We start from the raw sequence: 19623 nt of genomic DNA, 5'->3' as shown, positions 1-19623 counted from the left end.
TCTTCGGATGACAGCCGAAAACCCGTCACCGAACCCCGCTGGTGATCAGTTCTCCGGTGGGGCGATCCCGAGGTCTTCGGACAGCGCCCGGAACCGTGATGTGGCGAGGGGTGTGGGATTTTCGCCCAGCCACGCGAGGTGGCCGAAGGTCTCCAGGACGACGAGGCCGTGGATGGTGGTCCAGGCGCTGAACGCGACCGCAGCCGCCTCCGGTGGGAGTCCCATGGCGGCGGCGAACGTGGTGAGGGCCGGTGTGGACTCTCGGTGCTTCAGGGTGCCGCGGTGCCACGCCTCGGTGATCGGCGGGACGAAGGCGGCGCCCACCTGGCGGCTCGCGGTGGACGTCGGGCCGGATTCCGGGGCCTCGTAGTCCGGGACAGGGGTCCCGTAGAGCAATGCGAACTCGTGCGGGTGATCCAGCGCCCACCCCCGGTACGCCAATGCTGCCGCCACGAACGCGTCGCCCTTCGCTGCGTCCCTCGCCCGGGCCACCTCCTGCGCCAGGGCCGCGAACCCGTCGGTGATCAGGTCGGTCAGCAGCGCGTCCCGGTTCGGGTAGTAGCGGTACAGGCCCGCCGGGCTCATGCCGATCGACACCGCGACCGCGCGCAACGACAGCGCTCCGGCCCCGCCCTCCCGCAGCTGCGCCAACGCCGCCGCCTTGATCTCGGCCGACGTCTGTTCCCTGAGCCGTTCCCGCCTGGTCGCCATGTGCGTGAGGGTAGCGCGTTGCGATCGGTGTTCGCAGTGCGCTACGGTGAATGTGTGAACACTGATCGCACTGCAACCATTGATCGCAGTCCAAATACTGATCGCAAGCCGGTCCCTGCCGCCGCGACGGCGGTGTTGTTGCTGGTAGAGGGGCTGTTGTTGTTCGTCCCGCTGCTGGTGCTCGGCGCCGCCGTCGACTGGCCCGCCAGCCTGGGGGAGCCTGCGGGCGTCGTCTTACCGCAGGTCGCCGAGAACGAGTCGGCGCTGCGGCTCGGGTACCTCGTGTACCTCGCCTACTCGGCGCTGTTCCTCCCGGTGGCCCTGTGGGCCATGGCGACCCTCGCGCCCGACCGGCTGGATTCGCGGGTGGCGCGGCTCGGCATGGCGTTCGCCGCCCTGTCCACGCTGGCGCGGTGCCTCGGGATCATCCGGTGGCTCACCACCATGCCCGACCTCGCACAGGCCTGGCAGTCGGGCGGGAACAAGGAGGCGATCGAGCTGCAGTACGACGCGTTCAACTCCTATGCGGGCGGCGTCGGCGAACTCCTCGGCGTGTCCCTGTTCGCGGCGGGTTGGCTGCTGTGCCTGGCCAAGATCGCGGAGATCCCTCTGTGGCTCAAGGGGTTCACTGTGCTGACTGCCGCTGCTCTCGCTCTGCCGCTGGTCGAACTCCTCGGCGTGGACGCGGGCGCGTTGATCAGCGTGAGCAGCGGAACGGTCCAGATCTGGTTCCTGGTCACAGGCGTCTACGTGCTCAGGAGGCGGAACTCTTTGGGCTGAGGCCGGTGCTAGCTTGCCGCGTACGTCGACGAGTGGAGGTTCACCCGTGACCGAGGTCCGGTTCGAGCAGGACTTGGTCCGCGCTTTGCTGCGCGAACAGCACCCGGACCTCGCCCACCTCGAACTCCGCGACGTCCAGGGTGGCTGGGACAACCAGATGTGGCGCCTGGGACCGGACCTGGCCGTGCGATTGCCGCGCAGCGCGGGCGGCCCGGTCCTGACGCGCAACGAGCACCGGTGGCTCCCCGCCCTCGCCGAACGCCTCCCGCTACCGACACCCATCCCGATCCGCATCGGCGAACCCTCGGCGTTGTTCGACCACCCTTGGACAATCACACGCTGGGTCGACGGAGAACCCGCCGACCGCACACCCATCACCCGCCCCGACGCCGCCGAAACCCTCGCAGGCTTCCTGCGCGCCCTCCACAAACCAGCCCCCGAGCACGCCCCAGTCAACCCAGACCGGGGCGTTGCTCTGGACGGGATGCAAGACAGGTTCACCAGCGCGTTGACCGTCATCGCGGGCGAGGCCGCGGCCGACCGGGCCCGGGAAGTCTGGGAGAAGGCCGTCGCAGCACCCCCATGGCACGGCCCGCCGACCTGGCTGCACGCCGACCTCCACCCCGCCAACGCAGTCGTACGCGACGGCACCCTCACCGGCATCATCGACTTCGGCGACCTGTGCGCAGGCGACCCCGCCACCGACCTCTCCGCCGCCTGGATCCTCCTACCCGCAGGCACCACCCCCCAATTCTTCAACGCCTACGCCGCCGACAGCCCCACCACCACCCGCGCCCGCGGCTGGGCCGTCCTCCGCGCCCTGCACCTGATCAGAATCGGCCGCAACGGCAGACTCGCCCTCCCCGGCGGCAAACCAACCTGGGAACCAGCAGGCCGCGCCGCCCTCACCCGCGCCACAACCGAATGATCACCACCCGGCCATCACCCACCGAGATCCCAAGCCCAGCCTCGCTCGCACCACACCGTGCCGAGGAGCGGTGCTGCGGCAGGGAACTCGGTTCCCGTGCTGCGTTTCCGGATCAGTCGATTGGCCGTCGGTGGTCCGGTTCGCCGGGTAACGTCGGGCCATGGGCGGTGACCAGGTGCACAACCAGGTGGGGAGTGTCGACGGCCTGGTGGTGCAGGTAGGCGATGTCGGGGGCGACCTGACGGTGTGCCAGGCATTCGGGGTGCCTGCCGTGCCGCTGATCGTCACCATCGGGAGCGACTCCACTCTCTGGATCGAGGCGCGGGGACAGCAGGCGGTGATCGTCTCGGCTCTGCGCACGGTCGTGCAGGACGAGGTCTGTGTGGTCGACGAACGATGGGATGTGCCGATAACCGTTTCTGCGGGCGCCCCGGTGCGGCTGACCGCGATGCCGGAGTTGCTGAACCAGGACGTCGGTTGGCACCTGGAGATCGACTGGATCTGCGGGGGCCGCCGAGGAACGCTCCGAGTTCCGGAGTCCGGGCACGTCATCCTGGCCACGCCCGTTGCCCGGGTTTCCGCCCCGCTCGTCACGGACGTACGGCTCAGGAACATCGATTACGTGGCGTTCGTCGACGACGGTGTGGTGGAGGAGGTCCCGGCCAGCGGGCACACGGTTCAACTGACCGTTACCGGCCTGTCCGGGACGCCGGTACTACTGGCGGACCTGCGGGTCGAAGTGATCACTCGCAGTGACCGGTCGGGTACCTTGGTTCGCCACGCCGGCGAGGTGCCCCGGCGCCGGTTCGAGGTCCAGCTCGACGTCGAGCCTCCTCGGTTGGCCGCCCTGGGCGGGAGCGACTTTCCCTACGTGGTCGGTCCGCACGAGTCCGAGTGCTTCGACCTCAAGGTCAGCACCCACCGGGGCGATGTCGCGTGGATACTCTGGCTTGACTGGCGCCGTGGTCGCGACACCGGATCGGTGCGCGTCGACCTGGGCGGGCATCCTTTCCGAACTGCAGGCCGGTGGCCCCGGTGACCGACAGCTTCTCGGTCTATCCGATGGTGCAGCCTGTCCGGGCCGTCCCGGCGACCGTTGGCGATGCGTCGTTCCCGGCCGCTCTGAAGGTCAGCACCCGCACTCACCTCGCGGTGGTCATCGCGCCCGGCAGTGCGGTCGGACCGACGGCGGTGCACGTTCCGCTCTCCGGGCACAACCTCCTGCTGACCGTCGACGCTGACGACGATGTCGTTCTGGAGCACATCGGTATCGGGCAGGTCAGCCGGTCGGCGTTCGTGGTGGACGGGGTCAGCGTCATCCACCCGCATTTCATGCCGCCGTTCAGCGCTGACTTCCTCGAGCCGGTGATGCGTTCCATGGCCGCCTACTCGCCTCTCGCCGCACCCGACTGCGAGATCGACCTGGATCGACGAGCGGTCACCGTCCTTGACGGGGCCGAGTCGACGCTGCCGCTGCGGATCGCCGCGGGTTCGACCGCCACCATCGTCGTCGCGCCGATGACCGAAGCCCGCGATCTGGTGAGTTGGACCCTGCACGCGGATCTGACCTGCGCGCGTCGCGCAAGACGCTTCAGCTGGGACATGGTGGTAACGGCGCAGGTGGGGTTGACGGTCATCGCCGGGACGAAGGGGAACCGGGAGTCCGAGGTGCATCACCTCTTTCCCGACCACTGGCACCGCGGAGCATCTCGGCAGGACATCGCGTCCGGGGACGCCGCCAAGCGCAGTGCCGTCCTGACGCCTGCCGCGCACACCAGCGCCGATGGCTCCGCGTTCCTGCGCGTGCCCGCGTCCGACACCGCGCGCGAGCCCGATGAAGCCGCGGCGCTGCGGCACCGCGGCGATCAGCACGCCGTCCACGGGAACATGGTCAGCGCGCGCACCGACTATGCGTTGGCCGCCGATGCGGGCAGCGCGGTGGCCGCGTACTGGCTCGGTTTCCTGGTCGAGAGGGACGGGGATCTCAAGGGCGCGGTGCACTGGTACACGGTGGCTGCCGAACTCAACCACTTCCCGGCGTTGAACGACCTGGCCACCGCGCACTCGCGCTTGGGCAACCTCGACGAGGCCGAGCACTGGTACCGCCGCGGTGTGGACGCAGGGGACTGGACCGCGGCGTCGGGGCTGGCTGCCCTACTGCTCCAACGCGGCGACCCGGAAGCCGAAACCGTGCTGCGGATGGTCGCGGGCACCCCCGCTTCCGCGGCCGTGGACGTCATCGGCGACAACCTGGCCCGCTCGGACCAGACCGCAGCGGTCACCGCGACCGAGAACCTGGCCTCGCTGCTGCACGAGCGGGGCCAGACCGACGAAGCCGCCGTGCTCTGGGAAGAAGCCGCCGGGAAAGGAAGCGCGCACGCCGCCTACTGGCTCGGCAAGCTCCGCCACGACCAAGGCGACCGGGACGAAGCGGAGCGGTGGTGGAGAGCGGCAACCGCGGGCGACGAGCTACGAGGCCGCCGTCTCGCGATCAGCGGACCGGCGGACTCCGGCCAAGCACTCGCCGCCTACGCCCTCGGGATGAACCTCCTCAAGCGCGGCGATTCCGAAGGCGAGGACTGGCTGGCACTGGCGGCACAGGCCGGGCACCGCGGCGCGCGATACGAACTCGACGAAACACCGGGCGACATCCGCGGATGGGCCGATGCGGACCCGATCTCCTGCGCGGTCCGGCAGGACGACTGGCTCGTCCTCCCAGCACCCGGCTGGACGACCGGCGCACCGGTGCCCACCGAAGCGATCGTCGGCGGCTGGGCCCTCGATCCCCACGGCAAGCCCGGCCCGTTCCAACCGAACCCGCACTACGTGCCTGACCGCAAGGCGACCCCGACCGACCCGCTGCACGACCTGCTGTTGGTGATCGCCTCCGGCCGGGGCAGCCACCTCGGCTCCCGGCTACTCGCGACCCTGCGCGACACCGTTGTCGAAATCGCATGCGACGACCACAACGGCGTCCTGATCGGACCGGCACCGGACGGTGCCGACTGCGTGGTGGTCGTGACGGCCGAACTGCACAAACGACTGCTCGATGACACGCACTGGCTACCGATACTCGGCAACGATCTCCCCGAGGCCGTACCCCAGGGCGTCGACATCCTGCTCAACCCAGGCAACCGCGCACAGTTCCGGCTCCTGACCGAGGCCCTGCGCAGCCACTGAACCGTCACCGGCGACGTGGTGCAGCCTGGCCACATGTGGGCTGCGGGGTAGCTAGCTCACCCAACGGCCAACGTCCACCCCGAGCGTTCGAACCCTCGGGTGCTTGCGAAGTGAGAGCGGGCCTGTATACGAACAGAGCGTCTTCACCCCCCGTAGAAGATCAACGGACTGGACTCCCGGGCAGCGCCACGACCGTGCCGGTGCGCACGGTGCGACGGGAAGAGCAGCGACCGATCTCCATGCCCCAACGGTGTTTACCGCCGAGTGAACCCCGTCGGTGTGCAGACAACGGCCTATCGCACGGTGATGGTTCCGGTCATGTACTGGTGGATGGAGCAGAGGTAGGGGAACTCGCCCGGCTTGTCGAAGGTGTGGGTGAAGGTCGCGCCGTCGCTGAGGTCGGTGGAGGCGAACGACTTGTCGGATGCCTTGACGTTGTGCTTGGCGGTGTCGGTGAACTTCCAGGTGACCGTGGTACCGACGGCGACGGTGAGTAGCTGCGGGGTGAAGGTGAAGTTCTTGATCTCGACGGTCGCGTCGCCGATGGCGGTCGAGGCGGGCGCCGACGGGGTGGACGCGGAGTCCGTGCCACACCCCGTCAGCGCCAGCACGAGAGCCGCGGCGATGAGCCGAACTCGCATCTACTTCGGTAGGAGGGCGTCGGGCTTCACGGCCTTGTCGATGCCGATGAAGGCGTCCGGGACCGGGTACTGCCCGAGGACGAAGTTGAGGATCGCGGCGTGCATGGCTTCCACCGGTTGGATGGTGGCGGCGGTCATGATGCCGCCGGTGTCGGCCACGTTGGCCGCGGCGAAGGTGTAGGTCTGCGCGGCGGCGTTCTCCAACTCCAGTGCCAGCTTGGCCACGTCCGGCACCGACTTGACCGCGCCGAGGGCCTTGACCTGGTCGGCGGTGATCGACAGCGGTGCGTCGCTGATGGTGGGCTTGCCCGCCTTGGACAGCACCGCGTTCCAGGCCGCAGAGTGGTCCTTGTGCTGCTTCATCGCGGTCTGCACGAAGACGCCGATGGCGGGTGGGACGGTGCCGAGGGTGCCCTTGCCCGCGGCGTCGAGCGCGCCGGTGTAGGCCGTGACGGCGAGGTTCTCCAGGGCCGCGGCCAGTGCGACCACCTTGAGGTCGCCCTCGTAGGTCGCCGCCGCGGTGGTGCTCGCGGGGGCCGAGGTAGTGGTCGATGAACTGGTGTCGTTGCTGGAGCAGGCCGCGGCCATGCCCAGCGTGGTGACGCCGCCGACACCGAGCAGGAAGCCGCGGCGGCCGGTCGGGAGGCCGCGGGTGATGTGGGCGAGGTTGGCGGAGAACTCGTCGAGCAGCGTCCGCACACCCGGGAAGGTGGACTCGTGCAACTCGTCGAGGTCGCGGGTCATCGCGGTCAGCTCGCGTTCGCTGATCTGCATCTCGGGGCGCTTGTCGGTGCTCACTTGACCGCTCCTTCCTCGACCGGCGAGGCCTTCTCGGTGGGGAAGAACGCGTCCGGGAACCCGACACCGCCTGCGGCGTCGGGAAGCTTCGCCGCGTCCGGCGGCAGGGCGATCAGCTGCGGGGCGCCGCCGTCGAGCAGCGCCTTGACCGCGAGCAGGATGGCCTTGTGCTGCGACTCGACCCCGGCGACGCTGGCGAACAGCTGTCGCAGTTCCGGGGTGGAGACCTGGCTGACGTTCTTGGTGTAGGTCTGCGCGGCCACGTCCTCCAGCGCGATCGCCAGGGCGACGACATCGGCCGCGCCCTTGATCGTCGGCACCGTCTCCTTCACGACGGCGGCGTACTTGGCGTTCGGGTCGTTCTGCGCCTTGCCGCCGAGCTTGGCCACCGCGCCGTTGAACGCCTGCCCATGCTCGGTGTGCTGCGCCATCGTCTTCTCGGCGAACGCCTTCACCACACCGTTGGCGTCCGCGCCCCCGATGAACGGCAGCGTCAACGCCGTCTTGTAGGTGGCGACCGCCAGGTTCTCCAGGCTCGCCGCGGTCTGCAACGCCTGGACGTCCTGGGCGGTGTCCGCCGTCGCCGGGGAGACCGCGAGCAGCGTGCCCGCCCCCACCAACCCGGCGGCCAGCCCTGCCTTGCTCCAGCCGGGCCACTGTCCACCCGGGTCGCGCGAACCGACCCGCTGCGCGCGGGTGTCCAGCACCGCCTCGACGTAGTCGTCGAGGTCGCGCCTGGCCGTGCGCATCGCATCGGACTGCAGATCATCTGATTCGACCAGCAACTCGCGCAGCCCGCGCTCGTCTATGGAATCCACCGGGCACCCTCCATCGCCGCGGCGATCCACACCACAGAACAGGGCGATTTGTCACCGTCACCGCCATTCGACCTGAGTTCGGTTCACGTGCCAACTCGACCCGCGATTACCACTCGAACGAGTCGACACTGACGTCGTCAGGTATCGGCAGGCGGCCACCTGTTCGTGAGGTCCCGGCCGGTGGCTTTGACGTGACACACAGTGGAGTCGTACAACAAGACCATTGGTCTCCCGCGACTGTCCGGACTGGTCGGTGCGAAGATAGTTCGAACTGGCGATGGTCGGAGAAATTCGTTGCGCGACAACAAATCTGGATCACGGTGGCGAATCCGCTGTCGCGGTCCGTGTCCTCTGGTCCCCCCGCGACGACCTCGAAGACCTCTACGGCGACCCGTGGCCATCTGGCGGGCGTGGGCCGACGACGTCCGCGGCGACGGGATCGACTTCGGCCACCACATGCCGCACACCGACCATGAGCAGGCGTTCGGGCGCCCGCGGTTGATCGCAATGCGACGAGGCGCGGCGATGTTGCCTGACGTGGCGGGCCGCAGCAGATCGGGCAGTTCGAGCAGGAAGTCGATGACCCAATTTGCGTCACGACGCACCAGCGGGTCATCAGCCCACAGGTAACCCAAGGGCCGCGCCGGATCAGGCCGGTCCGGGAGCCCGCCGCTTTGGCGGCCACGACGTCGTTGTCCGGGTGATCCCCGACGTAGACGACCTCGTCCACACCGCCCGGCGTCATGGCGACCACTCGCTCGAAGAACTCGGGGGCCGGCTTGGTCGCACCCCACTCACCCGAGGTCGCGACACGATCAACCGGCAGGTTCAACTCCCGCAGCAGGGTGCCAGCGCCAGCGGCCTGGTTCTCGGTCACACCCATCCAAAGAGCCCGTGCGCGGAGCTGGGCAAGGGCGGGCCGGACGTCCTGGCGCAGGTCGATTTCGTCGATCACTTCGCCTCGTCGTGCTGACTCGCGCAACTGTCGTTCGTGGGTCAGGTCGAAGTCAGGGCGGAAGTGCTGGAACGTCTCGGCGTTGTCCCGGCCCGTAGCAGTGACCGCGCCCAACACGGTCGAGAACGTGTGGCGGGAGACGCCAACCCAGTCGGCCCACGCGCCCCACTCCCGCGAGTCATCCAGCAACGTCTCGCCCACATCGAACACCACCGCGGCGACCATGGCCTTACGCCACCAGAGCGACAGCACGTCGGCTCGGTTATCCGTTTCTCCCGAATTGTCTCGTCCGACCGAAGCCGTCGGTGTTCGGAGGCGGTTGTCGGAGCCGCCGTGATGCGCGCTCGCGCTCCTGGGGAGAGCACCCGGACGGGGGATAGCCCACTCGGTACGACGTACGTAACTTGAAGTCAGCCAAAGATTGTCAACATGTTGGCCGATTGAGTAAATGCGCAACATCGCTGTGGTGCTGCGCGACCGAGTAGGGGGATCCATGCGAAAGATCGCTGCGATCGTCGCCGCGTGCGCGTTCGCTCTGACCGGGGTCGTCGGCGCCGGAACGGCTCAGGCCGTGCCCATCCCGTGCTCCGTGAGCCACTTCAGGGTCGTCTGGAGCGAAGCGGGCATCTACGACGACTTCGGCAACCTGGTGGCCGCGCTCCACTACGGGAACACCATCGATGGCCCCACCGGGGGCACCTCGGGTGGGAACACCAGGGTGTTCTGGAACGGCTACACGAGGAACATGGCCGACGCCGCGCTGCAGTACACCGGCTGCAACTGAATCTGCTTCCGCCCGCCGCCGGAGCAGGGGCGAACGGAAGCAGGTGGCAAGAGGTCTGCTCGGCCATCGGCAGCGAGCAGTTGTCACACCGTCTCAAACCCCCAGTGACCCCCGATTCCGCCATGTGGATCCGGACAACCACACAACGAACCGTCCGGATCCACTTGGCGGACCGCACCGATGCTCGAGTGGGAAGCGGCGAGGTAGGAACCGGGTGGCATCAGGTCCATATGGGTTGATTTGGCCCCTCGTCGCGCGCAATGGTCTGCCGCAGCCAGGTGCTGGATCGAAGGTCGGTGTGCAGTACGACGCTTGAGAGACGACGACGGCAGCCCCATGTGTGCACACCGAAGTCCGGGTGCAATCCGGTCAACTGACCACGCTCACGTCCTCGACTCGATCCGGTTTCTCACTGCCCCGGATTGGGCGGGCCTGCCCTGGGCGGGCTGGAGCTCTGAACGGATCCCGACTTGGCCCTGGGCTTGGGCGGTACCGCGCACGCCGATCTGGCGAGGTGCATCTCGTGCATATCGGGCATGACAACGTCCGCAAGCGGCGAATGACGCACAAAGAAGAGTGCGACTGTGCATCATCGACAGCGGGCAGTCGCTCTTTACGATAGGGGGCACCATGTCACCATCTTCTTCCGTCGTCGGGCCATCTGGGCGGTATAACGGTGCTCACCCGAGGCTCTGCCCATACCTGTGGGCACGTCCGCATGTTCGGAATCGTTGGGCGATGTCGGTAGTGGCGGGTAGGGTTTACTCGCGTGTCGATCGAGAGTGAGGCACAGCGCCTACGCGCGCTGCGGGACAGTGTCGCAGCTTCGTCCGAAACGGTGATCGGTCAGCTCACCGAGTGGCTGGGCGCGACAGCGCTGGTTGTCCAGGTCGTCCTTGGACGCTCCGCCAGGTCCGGCTCGATCTTGGACATCCTGGTTGTTGTCGAACGTCGTGTCGTCGAGCTGCGCCAGGCGCTTGACCAGGCGAGCACCGAGCTTGTGGTAGCGGCTGATCATCATGGTGGTCCTCGAGGTCGGGCTGCCGCGTCTACCCGACTTCCTCGAGTCGTTCCCCCGTCACAGGATGTGCTGCGTGCTTCTGAGAACTCGCGGGGTGAGCCCCAAGGGGAGCCGAACATGCACGGGGACCGCTACCCGGATGAGGCCGTGCCGTACCACGACTTCATGCCGCCGCGGGTGCGCAAAGGGCAACGGAACTCGCCGCCCATGACTGGCTGGGTGCGGCTCGACGGGCACGATGTCGGGGAGATCGGTGCGACGAGGAATGATCCGTGGGCGGAGAAGGCGGCGCACCGTATCTCTGCGCTTCGTGTGCCCAACGCGGATCAACTGAACAACCACGTCGAAGTCAAAGTGGTGGTGATGCAGATCGAGATGCGGCGCACGCAGGGCCAGGTGGTGATCAATCATGCTCCGTGTGGATCCGAGACCGGGTCATATCTTCCGGGGTGTCATCGAGCTCTTCCGAGGATTCTGCCGGAGGGGTATACGCTGACCGTGTTGGGTACTGACGTGGACGGGAATCCGTTCAAACACATCTATCACGGGAAGGCCACTCGATGACCGACGAGGTTCCGGTACTCGACCGCGGATGGATCGCGGTGGACGACCTCCCGCGTGGGGTGGACCTGTTGGCCGAGGTCAAGCGGCTCAACGACGCGGGCGTGGAAGTCATGTGGGTCTGGAACCTGGCACAACACTGGGCGGGGGAGGACGACCCCGACGGCGAGGAACGCCAGGAGAGTCTGACATTCGGGGTGTTCAACGACCGAGGACTCCTGACCTGGCGGGCGGGATTTCGCCTCTGGGCGCCGAGTAGCGGACTCAACGCGGAGTGGGAGGACGGCCGCTTGGCGGGTATGCACGATGTAGCTGTTCCTCCTCGGGCTGTTGTACCGATCGAGGTCGTGTACTCGGTTCTGGCGGAGTTCTTGTCATCCGGGCAGCGACCGAACTCCATCGAATGGGAATTGGGCGAACGGATGCCGGGGATTCCGTCCGACGAGGAATAACCTCGACCCGAGAGTCGAGCGGCTTCAGGCGTCGTCGAGGGGGCGGCGGATAGCACGGCGCATCGACCCCGCTGCGGACCTGACGCATCTGAGATCCCAGCTGGCAAGCAGGCTGCGGCAGTCTCAGACGCGTTCTCCGAGAGTCCGTCCTGCGCGCTTCGGAGGTCGGAGACCAGGTGTCGGCGGTGCCTGGATCACCATCCAGCCCCAGGGTCTGAACGGCAGCCGCGCGTGCGGCGACAGTGGAAATCTGTTTCGGGAATGTGGTCCTGACCTGGTGATCGTCACAGGGAAAACGAGGGGGTAGGGACGGGGAACAGAACTCTTCAAGCGGGTTGGGGTTTCCGGCTAATTTCCGGATTCCCAGCTCCACACGAAGAGGAGTACGCAATGCCCTGCAAACCGAAGTCGTTACTGGCGGCCGCCACGGCGCTGGTCGCGGTGGCCGCGGCGGTGGTGATCACGCCGGTGGCCTTCGCCGCTGAACCGGAGGGTGCGGTTCGGGTGGCGGCCAAGAACCCCGTCCCGGGGGTGTACTTGGTCAAGCTGAAGGACTACGCCGGTGCCGCGTCGTCGGGTAGCCGTGCGCAAGCGCTGACGGAGCGCTTCGGCGGTACCGCGACCCACGTGCTCGACCGGGTCATGCGCGGTTACGTCGCGGAGAACCTCGACAGCGCCGCGGCCCGCCGCCTGGCTGCCAGCCCGGAGGTCGAGTCGGTCACCCAGTCCGGCACCTCCCACGCCGCCGAGACCCAGACCAACCCGGCCAACTGGGGCCTCGACCGCGTCGACCAGCGGGACCTGCCGCTGGACAAGAAGTACACCTACTCCGACACCGCGGGCGCGGGTGTCAACGTCTACATCGTCGACACCGGCATCCGCTACACCCACACCGAGTTCGAGGGCCGCGCCAAGTTCGCAGCGGACTTCGTCCAGCCGCCCACCAACGGCAACGACTGCGACTCGGCCAAGGCGGGCCACGGCACGCACGTGGCGGGCATCGTCGGCGGCAAGACCCGCGGTGTGGCGAAGAAGGCGAACCTGTGGGCGGTCCGCATCCTGGGCTGCCAGTCGTCGGGCAAGGACACCGACATCGTCGTCGCGGCCGAGTGGCTGGCCAAGAACGCGGTCAAGCCTGCGGTGGCCAACATGAGCGTCTACGCCGACGACCCCACCATCGGTGTCGACGCCATCAAGGGGTCGATCGCCTCGGGTGTCCAATGGGGACTGATCACCGGCAACAACGGCGGCAACTCCTGCGACTACGGCCCGGGCAGCCGGGTCGAGACCGGGGTGCGCACCGGCAACTCGACCTCCTCGGACCAGCGCGCCGGTGACTCCAACGACGGCGCCTGCATGGACGTCTTCGCGCCGGGCAGCAACATCGACTCGTCGGTCAACACCTCGGACACCTCCTACGGGCAGAAGTCCGGCACCTCGATGGCCGCCCCGCACGTGACCGGTGCGCTGGCGCTGCGGTTGGCCGAGGCGCCGTCCTCGACGCCCGCCGACCTGAAGAAGTGGATCGTCGACAACGCCACCACCGGCAAGATGACCAACATCCGGGCGGGCACGCCCAACCGGTTGCTCCACGTCCCGAGCGCGCCGCCGTCGGCCAACGACTTCGCCATCGCGGCGAGCCCGGCCTCGGTCAACGCCGACCCGGGCGCGGCCGCGACCAGCACGATCTCCACCTCGGTCGTGCGCGGTTCCGCCCAGACCGTGGCGCTCTCGGCCAGCGGTCTGCCCTCGGGCGTCACCGCGGCGCTCGACCCGACCTCGGTGACCGCGGGCAACTCGTCGAAGCTGACGCTCTCGGTGTCCTCCAGTGCCACCCCCGGCACCTACAAGGTCACCGTGACCGGCAAGAGCGCCGACGCCACGCACACCGCCGACGTCTCCTTGACGGTGAACGGAACTGTCCCGAACGACTTCAGCCTCTCGGCCGGCCCGAGCAGCGGGTCGGTCGCGGCCGGGTCGACGGCGTCCACCACCATCAGCGCCACCGCGGTCGGCGGCAACCGCAACGACGGTCTCACCGACGGCACCTCCGGCACGGCGGCCGGACCCGGGGTGGTGAACGGGAGCCCGACCACGGTCGCCAAGTACCCGTTCATCATCTCCCAGCACCGCACCGGCGGAGTCCGGCCGCAGGAGCAGTCCTGCACCGGGTCGGTCGTGGCCAAGCGGGCCGTGCTGATCGCCGCGCACTGCAAGTTCTCCCAGGGCGACCCGAAGTACCTGATCTACGGGCGCGACGACCTCAACGCCACCAACACCGGTACCCGCGTCGAGATCGAGGAGTACCGCACCCACCCGAACTACGACGCCAACGACGGGTGGCGCACCGGCTTCGACGTCGCGGTCATCTTCACCAAGTCCGACATCCCGGTCCCCGCGGGCTACCAGTTCCCGGCGATCGCCAAGTCCGGTGACAGCCTGCCGCTGGGCAGCAAGGGCACCGCGATCGGCTACGGCAAGACCGACGCCAACGACGCCAACAAGAACGCGCTGCTGCGCGAGACCGTGCTGCCGACGGTGGCCGACCAGAACTGCGCGAACATCAACTCGCAGTTCGACGCCCGCTACATGTTCTGCGACGGGTTCGGCAACGGCAGCACCGGCCTGTGCCAGGGCGACTCCGGTGGCCCGTACTTCCTCAACGGCAAGATCTGGGGCGTGTTCTCCTGGCTGCGCACCGACTGCGCGTCCTACAACGCCCACGGCAAGTTGTGGGGCGTCATGGGCGACTGGGCGAACCAGCAGATCGGTGACACCCCGAACCCGCCGACCGGGGACATCGCGCTCTCGGCCAGCGGGCTGCCCTCGGGGGCCACGGCCTCGTTCAACCCGACCACGATCGGCGTGGGCGGCAACGCCACCCTCTCGGTCAGCACGTCCGCGTCCACGGCCGCCGGTGAGTACCGGATCACGGTCAGCGGCACGCGGTCCGGGGTGACCCGCACGACGGTGTACACCCTGACCGTCACCGGTGGCGGCAACACCCCGCTCACCGTGGCCAACCCGAACACGCAGACCACCGTGAAGGGCAAGGCGGTCAGCCTGCAGATCAACGCCAGTGGTGGCAAGGGCGGCAACCGCTTCACCGCCACCGGCCTGCCCGCCGGGCTGAGCGTCAACGCCACCACCGGGTTGATCTCCGGGACCCCGACCACCTGGGCGAACTACCACCCCACGGTGACGGTGACCGACAGCTCCGGGGCCAAGGCGAGCGCCACGTTCTACTGGTTCATCTTCCCCTACTAGCGGATCCGGGGTGTGGTCGGACGATCCCGGCCACACCCCGACCACGCGGCTTCCGGCCGCGGACCGGCCCCACCGCGTCGCGCCGTGCGGTGACGGGTGTCGCGGCAGTGGCAGGGACTGCGGACAGCCACCGGTTCGCGCTCCGGGAATGGCGGGCGGGCACCTGAAGACCTCAGGTGCCCGCCCGTTTCACCGTTCCCAGCGCACGCCCACCGTCCCCGGGCGCACCGAAGGGGCGACCAGCGAGGTGGTGCCCGCCGCGCCCAACCACAGGTCCTCGACGTGCTGCTCCGGGCCGCGCAGACCCGCCCGGTCGTAGCGGCGGACCCGCCCCGGCGGGGTGCCGACGAAGCGCAGCTGCACCGTGTAGAGGCCGACCGGGCGGGGGAAGCGGCGGTAGACGTGGTCCAGCGGTTGCCCAGCGGGTAACCGGAGGTCGTACTCGATCACCGTGTCCTCGCCGCGGTTGAGCGGGCGGTCGAAGAGGAACTCGGCCACCATCGACCGGGTCTCGGGGGCCCGGCGCACGCGACCCAGGCGCGCGAAGGCGACGCCGAGCACCTCAGGGGCCTCGAAGACGGGGTCGTCGGTCTCGTGGCAGACCACGCAGCGGTCCACCCGGTCGGCGGCGGCCCGGATGACCAGCCTGGTCCGCTGCCTGCGTTCCCCGGTCCGCTCGTCGACCACCAGCGCGTCGCTCACGCCCAGGTAGTCGACCTGCCCGTCGGGCGCGGACTCCAGGCCGGTCAGCAACCCCCCGCACGACGGCCACAGCTCGCGCCGCGACAGCGTGCCGGGCGCCCGGACACCGCGGCCCCGGGGTTTGCGGCCGCCGAGCAGGGCGACCAGGGAGGCCGACGGCAAGCCGAGGACCTCCTCCAGCGCGCCGAGCGCCACCAGCGACTCGGCCCGCTCCGGTCTGCTGCGGCCGCTGCGCCAGTACGAGATCGCGGTGCGGCTCACCGTGATGCCGCGGTCGGACAGCCTGCCGCACAACCGTTGCAGGGTCAGCCCGGACGCCTCGATGGCGGCGTCGAGCGCCACGTCGAACGGTCCGGTCCGCAGCACCCGTCGTACGTCGTTGTTCATCGCCCACTCCCACTCGGCCTGCTCCGGCACGGGAAGGCCACCAAGGTAGACGCCCGGTGACCCCGCGAGAAGGGCACCGCCGGCCATGGGCCAGATGTGGCCACCCGACCTAGACTGACCCGGTGGAGCCACTCGACGTCGACTTCCTGGAGCCGATCGGCCTCGGCCCAGCGGAGGGCGCCGTCTACCTGGAGCTGTTGCGCCAACCCCGGTCCGACGCCCGCCACCTCGCCGCCGAACTGGACATGTCCAGCAGTGGCCTGGCCCGCGCACTGGCGAACCTGGTCGACGGCGGTCTTGTCGCCCGCCTCGCCTGCCGCCCCGCCCGGTACGTGCCCGCACCCCCGCAGGTCGCTCTCGACGCCTTGGCCCTGCGCCGCGCCGAGGAGCTCGACCGGCTCCGCGCGACGGCCCGCGTGCTGGCCAGCACCTACGAACAGGCGCCCCGAGGCGCGCCGGGAGATCTCGTCGAACTGATCGAAGGCGGCCCCGCCGTCCGCCACCACATCGCCCAGCTGCAGCTCGCCGCCCAGGAAGAAGTCCTGATCGTCGACTGCCCGCCCTATCTCGGCGGCGCCCCCGAGCTCAACATCACCGAACTCCAGGGCCTACGCCGCGGCGTGGCTTACCGCACGATCTACCACCTGCCCGTCCTCGACGACCCCGCCCGCCTCGCCGAGGTCACCACCTACACCGAGGCGGGCGAGCAGGCCAGGGCGCTGCCGGACGTCCGGCTGAAGATGATGATCGCCGACCGCCGCGTCGCCCTGCTCCCGCTCAGCTTCGAGGAATCCGAGACCGGCGCCCGCATCGTCGTGCACCGGTCCCCGTTGCTGGTCGCCCTGGTCGCCTGCTTCGACCTGCTGTGGGAACGGGCCACTCCCATCGGCACCGCCCTACGCGGCACCCACCGCGACAAGGAGATGCTGGCCCTGCTCGCCGCGGGCCGCAAGGACGCCGCGATCATGCGCTCACTCAACATCACCCAACGCACCATGACCCGCCGGATGTCCGCCCTCCTGGCCGAACTCGACGCCACCACCCGCTTCCAAGCCGGAATCCAAGCCTCCCGCCGAGGCCTGGTCTGACCGCCGCCGGACGTGGGGGAGTTGGCGTGAGGGGTATCCGGGGCAGGCAAGTTCTTGACCAAGGTCGCCACCCCCGTCGCGGCACGCCGCTCCATCTCGGGTCGTCTACCATCCTCAACGGGCAAGGCAACCAGGAGAGGGACACGTGGGCTGGCTGATCCTCTTCCTACCGACCGCGGCCGTCTGGGTGGTCCTCGTCGGCGCGCTCATCAACCACTCGGGTCCCATCGTCACGGTCCCGCTGGGCGTCGGCGCCCTCCTCGGCGCCGTCGCGGTCCTCACCCAAGAGCCCTGGTTCCTGGTCCCCGTGGTCCTCGCCTGGGCCTGGGGCGTCGCCATGCTCGTCCGAGCCGAGCGCCGCACACGATGACCGCGAGCGCGCGTCCCGGAGACTCGGCCGAATAGCGCGCGACATGACCGCGAAGCCATGTCACCGGTGCGCTACTTGGCGCGCAGAGGCGCCAGGGCTTGGCCCCAGGTGACGACCTGGTCGAGCAGCTTGGTCAGGGTCGGCGCGTGGTGGTCGCCAGGGGTGAGGTTCCCGTTGGCGTCGAAATCGGTGAACATCGAGAGGGCCACCTGGTCGCGCACGTCGGCGATGTGCAGTTCCGCGACCACCAGCCGCAGGTGCTCCACCGCGCGCGTCGCGCCGACCAGGCCGTAGCCGACGAAGCCCGCCGACTTGTTCTTCCACTCGTGGTAGAGGAAGTCGATCGCGTTCTTCAGCACGCCCGTAGTGCCGTGGTTGTACTCCGGGGTGACGAAGACGAAGCCGTCGTAAGAGGCCACCGCTTCGGCCCAGCGCTTCGTGTGGTCGTTGGCGTAATCCGATCCCATCGCGGCCGGGACCGGCTCGTCCAGGTGCGGTAGAGCGAAGTCGGCGAGGTCGACGACCTCGTAGGTGGCGTCCCCGCGCTGGGTCGCCAGCTTGTGCACCCACTGCGCCACCGCCTCGCCCTTCCGGCCGGGCCGGGTGCTGCCGATGATGATGCCGATGCGCGTCATGTCGCCTTTCCTTCCAGGCGCCCTGCGGCCGCCCGAGTGTGTGGGATGGACCAACGATACTGAGCAGTTCGTTGGGAGTCCAACGATAACGCGATCACCGCGCCGCGGCGCGCTGCTCGTGGGTCAGCCAGACCGCCGCGGCCAGGGCCACCAGGGAGGCGCCGGTCAGCCACCAGAAGGTCTCGCGGAAGGCGGCCGGGTCCGTGGCGCCGTCGGACAGGATCACCACGAACAGGGCGCTGCCCACCGCGCCGCCGACCCGGGACAGGATGTGGACCTGGGCGCTGGCGTCGGGCAGTTGCCGCTGGTCGACGCTGGCCAGCGCCGAGGACACCCCCGGCGAGCCCGCCAGGGCCATCCCGATCCCGCGCAGCACCTGCAGCACCTCGACCAGCACGAGGTCGGGCCGGGCGGGCAGCAGCGCCATCGCCACGGTGGTCGCCACCGTGAGCACGAGGCCCGCCACGGCGACCACGCCGCCACCGAAGCGGTCGTTGAGCCAGCCCGCCGCCGGGAAGGTGGCCGCCGCGCCGATGCTGAAGGCCATCAGCAGCAGGCCCACGTCCACGATGTCCGCACCGAGCTGGAGCTGGAAGTACAGCGGCATCACGACCAGGCCGCCGAAGAGCGACGCACCCGCGAAGAACACCTCCGCCGAGGCCGCGGCGAACCGGCGGTTGGCGACCAGCCGCAGGTCCATCAGCGGCTCCTCGCTGCGCAGCGACCGCCACCCGAACGACCCCAGCGCCACCAGGCCGATGACCAGCGGGATCCACGCCCGCGGCCCGCTCGACGAGCCGGAGATCTCGGTGAGGGCGTAGACGGTCAGCGGCAAGCCGATGACCACCATGCCGAGCGCGACCAGGTCGAGCCGCCCGGCCTCGTCGCGCTCGCCGCGGGGCAGGTGGCGCAGCGCCAGCAGCAGCCCCAGCAGGCCGATCGGCAGGTTGATCAGGAACAGCCAGTGCCAGGACAGGTTCGCGATGAGCACCGCGCCGAGCACCGGCCCGAAGGCGGGCGCCAGGATCGAGGGCACGCTGGAGATGGCGATGACCCGTCCCATCCGGCCCTTGCCCGCGGCCTGGCCCAGGATGGTCATCCCGGCCGGGACCAGCAGCCCGCCCGCCGCACCCTGGACCACCCGGCCCGCGACCAGCCAGATGATGTCCGGCGCGACCGCGCAGAGCCCGGAGGCGGCGGTGAACCCGGCCAGCGCCCACAACCACAGCCTGCCCGCGCCGATCCGCTTGCTCAGCCAGCCGCACGCGGGCAGCGCCGCTGCCAGCGCGAGCAGGTAGCCGCTGTTGACCCACTGCGCGGTCGACAGCGGCGCGTCGAGCCGGGTGCCGATGGTGTCGAGCCCGACGTTGACCAGCGAGGTGTCCAGGCCCGCCATCAGTGAGCCGAACGCGAGCAGGAACGCGGTGCGCCACACCGACGCGGGCACGGCGCCCCCGCCGTCGTGGTCCCGGGCGGTCTTGCCCTTCGCCATGGTCTTCCCCCTATCGTTGGGTATCCAACGGTACTGTCTATGTGTTGGATGTC

The 19623-nt window shown here is 69.1% G+C and carries 18 protein-coding genes; 10 read left to right on the top strand and 8 right to left on the bottom strand.

Going from position 1 to position 19623, the window contains the following annotated elements:
• Nucleotides 1-45 precede the first annotated feature (45 nt).
• Nucleotides 46-711, bottom strand: a complete 666-nt coding sequence (locus tag LV79_RS16170; RefSeq protein ID WP_253837420.1) for a TetR/AcrR family transcriptional regulator — start codon at nt 709-711, stop codon at nt 46-48.
• 54 nt (nt 712-765) lie between these two features.
• Between LV79_RS16170 and LV79_RS16165 the strand changes: the two genes are divergently transcribed.
• The 4 genes from LV79_RS16165 (at nt 766) to LV79_RS34500 (ending at nt 5599) form a co-directional block, all read left to right on the top strand.
• Nucleotides 766-1491: a DUF4386 family protein gene (locus LV79_RS16165; RefSeq protein WP_253837418.1), complete on the top strand. Its 726-nt coding sequence runs from the start codon at nt 766-768 to the stop codon at nt 1489-1491.
• A gap of 46 nt (nt 1492-1537) precedes the next feature.
• Nucleotides 1538-2419 carry an aminoglycoside phosphotransferase family protein gene (locus LV79_RS16160; RefSeq protein WP_253837416.1) on the top strand — a complete coding sequence of 294 codons (882 nt, stop codon included), beginning with the start codon at nt 1538-1540 and terminating at the stop codon, nt 2417-2419.
• A 271-nt stretch (nt 2420-2690) separates the two neighbouring features.
• A complete protein-coding gene (locus LV79_RS16155; protein WP_253837414.1) occupies nt 2691-3458 on the top strand; it encodes a hypothetical protein in 768 nt (255 codons plus the stop codon).
• Nucleotides 3455-5599 (top strand): type VII secretion system-associated protein, encoded by a 2145-nt coding sequence (locus LV79_RS34500; protein WP_253837412.1) that lies wholly within the window; start codon nt 3455-3457, stop codon nt 5597-5599. The genes LV79_RS16155 and LV79_RS34500 overlap by 4 nt, the downstream gene beginning before the upstream one ends.
• 293 nt (nt 5600-5892) lie before the next feature.
• Here LV79_RS34500 and LV79_RS16145 read toward each other — a convergent pair whose 3' ends face one another.
• From LV79_RS16145 to LV79_RS34495, 4 genes are all read right to left on the bottom strand, one after another.
• Nucleotides 5893-6240, bottom strand: coding sequence for a cupredoxin domain-containing protein (locus LV79_RS16145; RefSeq protein ID WP_253837410.1), 348 nt, complete (start codon nt 6238-6240; stop codon nt 5893-5895).
• Nucleotides 6241-7038: a ferritin-like domain-containing protein gene (locus LV79_RS16140; protein WP_253837408.1), complete on the bottom strand. Its 798-nt coding sequence runs from the start codon at nt 7036-7038 to the stop codon at nt 6241-6243.
• Nucleotides 7035-7856, bottom strand: a complete 822-nt coding sequence (locus LV79_RS16135) for a ferritin-like domain-containing protein (RefSeq protein WP_253837406.1) — start codon at nt 7854-7856, stop codon at nt 7035-7037. The genes LV79_RS16140 and LV79_RS16135 overlap by 4 nt, the downstream gene beginning before the upstream one ends.
• Before the next feature lie 106 nt (nt 7857-7962).
• Nucleotides 7963-9036, bottom strand: coding sequence for an HAD family hydrolase (locus LV79_RS34495; RefSeq protein ID WP_308208947.1), 1074 nt, complete (start codon nt 9034-9036; stop codon nt 7963-7965).
• A 268-nt stretch (nt 9037-9304) separates the two neighbouring features.
• On the opposite strand from LV79_RS34495, the gene LV79_RS16125 reads away from it, so the two are divergent.
• From LV79_RS16125 to LV79_RS16110, 4 genes are all read left to right on the top strand, one after another.
• On the top strand, nt 9305-9595 hold the full coding sequence (locus LV79_RS16125) for a hypothetical protein (protein WP_253837403.1): 291 nt from the start codon (nt 9305-9307) through the stop codon (nt 9593-9595).
• 769 nt (nt 9596-10364) lie between these two features.
• Entirely contained in the window at nt 10365-11180 is an 816-nt protein-coding gene (locus tag LV79_RS34490; RefSeq protein ID WP_253837401.1) for a DddA-like double-stranded DNA deaminase toxin, read from the top strand.
• Nucleotides 11177-11629, top strand: a complete 453-nt coding sequence (locus tag LV79_RS16115; protein WP_253837399.1) for an Imm1 family immunity protein — start codon at nt 11177-11179, stop codon at nt 11627-11629. The genes LV79_RS34490 and LV79_RS16115 overlap by 4 nt, the downstream gene beginning before the upstream one ends.
• 390 nt (nt 11630-12019) lie before the next feature.
• The gene (locus tag LV79_RS16110; protein ID WP_253837397.1) at nt 12020-14896 is read left to right on the top strand and encodes a S8 family serine peptidase; all 2877 of its coding nucleotides are present in this window, start codon (nt 12020-12022) and stop codon (nt 14894-14896) included.
• Nucleotides 14897-15085: 189 nt separating this feature from the next.
• On the opposite strand, the gene LV79_RS16105 is transcribed toward LV79_RS16110, so the two are convergent.
• Nucleotides 15086-16015 (bottom strand): XRE family transcriptional regulator, encoded by a 930-nt coding sequence (locus LV79_RS16105; RefSeq protein WP_253837395.1) that lies wholly within the window; start codon nt 16013-16015, stop codon nt 15086-15088.
• Nucleotides 16016-16107: 92 nt separating this feature from the next.
• Between LV79_RS16105 and LV79_RS16100 the strand changes: the two genes are divergently transcribed.
• Nucleotides 16108-17073: a helix-turn-helix domain-containing protein gene (locus tag LV79_RS16100; protein WP_253837393.1), complete on the top strand. Its 966-nt coding sequence runs from the start codon at nt 16108-16110 to the stop codon at nt 17071-17073.
• Nucleotides 17074-17218: 145 nt separating this feature from the next.
• A complete protein-coding gene (locus tag LV79_RS16095; RefSeq protein ID WP_253837391.1) occupies nt 17219-17443 on the top strand; it encodes a hypothetical protein in 225 nt (74 codons plus the stop codon).
• A 71-nt stretch (nt 17444-17514) separates the two neighbouring features.
• On the opposite strand, the gene LV79_RS16090 is transcribed toward LV79_RS16095, so the two are convergent.
• Together LV79_RS16090 and LV79_RS16085 are read right to left on the bottom strand one after the other, a co-directional pair.
• Complete coding sequence (locus LV79_RS16090) at nt 17515-18078, bottom strand: NADPH-dependent FMN reductase (RefSeq protein ID WP_253837389.1); 564 nt, start codon at nt 18076-18078, stop codon at nt 17515-17517.
• A gap of 94 nt (nt 18079-18172) precedes the next feature.
• Complete coding sequence (locus tag LV79_RS16085; RefSeq protein WP_253837387.1) at nt 18173-19570, bottom strand: DHA2 family efflux MFS transporter permease subunit; 1398 nt, start codon at nt 19568-19570, stop codon at nt 18173-18175.
• Between the last annotated feature and the right edge of the window lie 53 nt (nt 19571-19623).

The organism is Actinokineospora globicatena, assembly GCF_024171945.1.
GTDB classification, from domain to species: Bacteria; Actinomycetota; Actinomycetes; order Mycobacteriales; family Pseudonocardiaceae; genus Actinokineospora; species Actinokineospora globicatena.
This window is presented reverse-complemented; position numbering and strand designations above follow the sequence as displayed.

Excerpts from the sequence above, each read along its gene's own strand:
- LV79_RS16115 (WP_253837399.1), top strand. The coding sequence starts at position 11,177 with ATGACCGACGAGGTTCCGGTACTCGACCGCGGATGGATCGCGGTGGAC.
- LV79_RS34495 (WP_308208947.1), bottom strand. The coding sequence starts at position 9,036 with ATGGTCGCCGCGGTGGTGTTCGATGTGGGCGAGACGTTGCTGGATGAC.
- LV79_RS16085 (WP_253837387.1), bottom strand. The coding sequence starts at position 19,570 with ATGGCGAAGGGCAAGACCGCCCGGGACCACGACGGCGGGGGCGCCGTG.
- LV79_RS16145 (WP_253837410.1), bottom strand. The coding sequence starts at position 6,240 with ATGCGAGTTCGGCTCATCGCCGCGGCTCTCGTGCTGGCGCTGACGGGG.
- LV79_RS16090 (WP_253837389.1), bottom strand. The coding sequence starts at position 18,078 with ATGACGCGCATCGGCATCATCATCGGCAGCACCCGGCCCGGCCGGAAG.
- LV79_RS16170 (WP_253837420.1), bottom strand. The coding sequence starts at position 711 with ATGGCGACCAGGCGGGAACGGCTCAGGGAACAGACGTCGGCCGAGATC.
- LV79_RS16125 (WP_253837403.1), top strand. The coding sequence starts at position 9,305 with ATGCGAAAGATCGCTGCGATCGTCGCCGCGTGCGCGTTCGCTCTGACC.
- LV79_RS16110 (WP_253837397.1), top strand. The coding sequence starts at position 12,020 with ATGCCCTGCAAACCGAAGTCGTTACTGGCGGCCGCCACGGCGCTGGTC.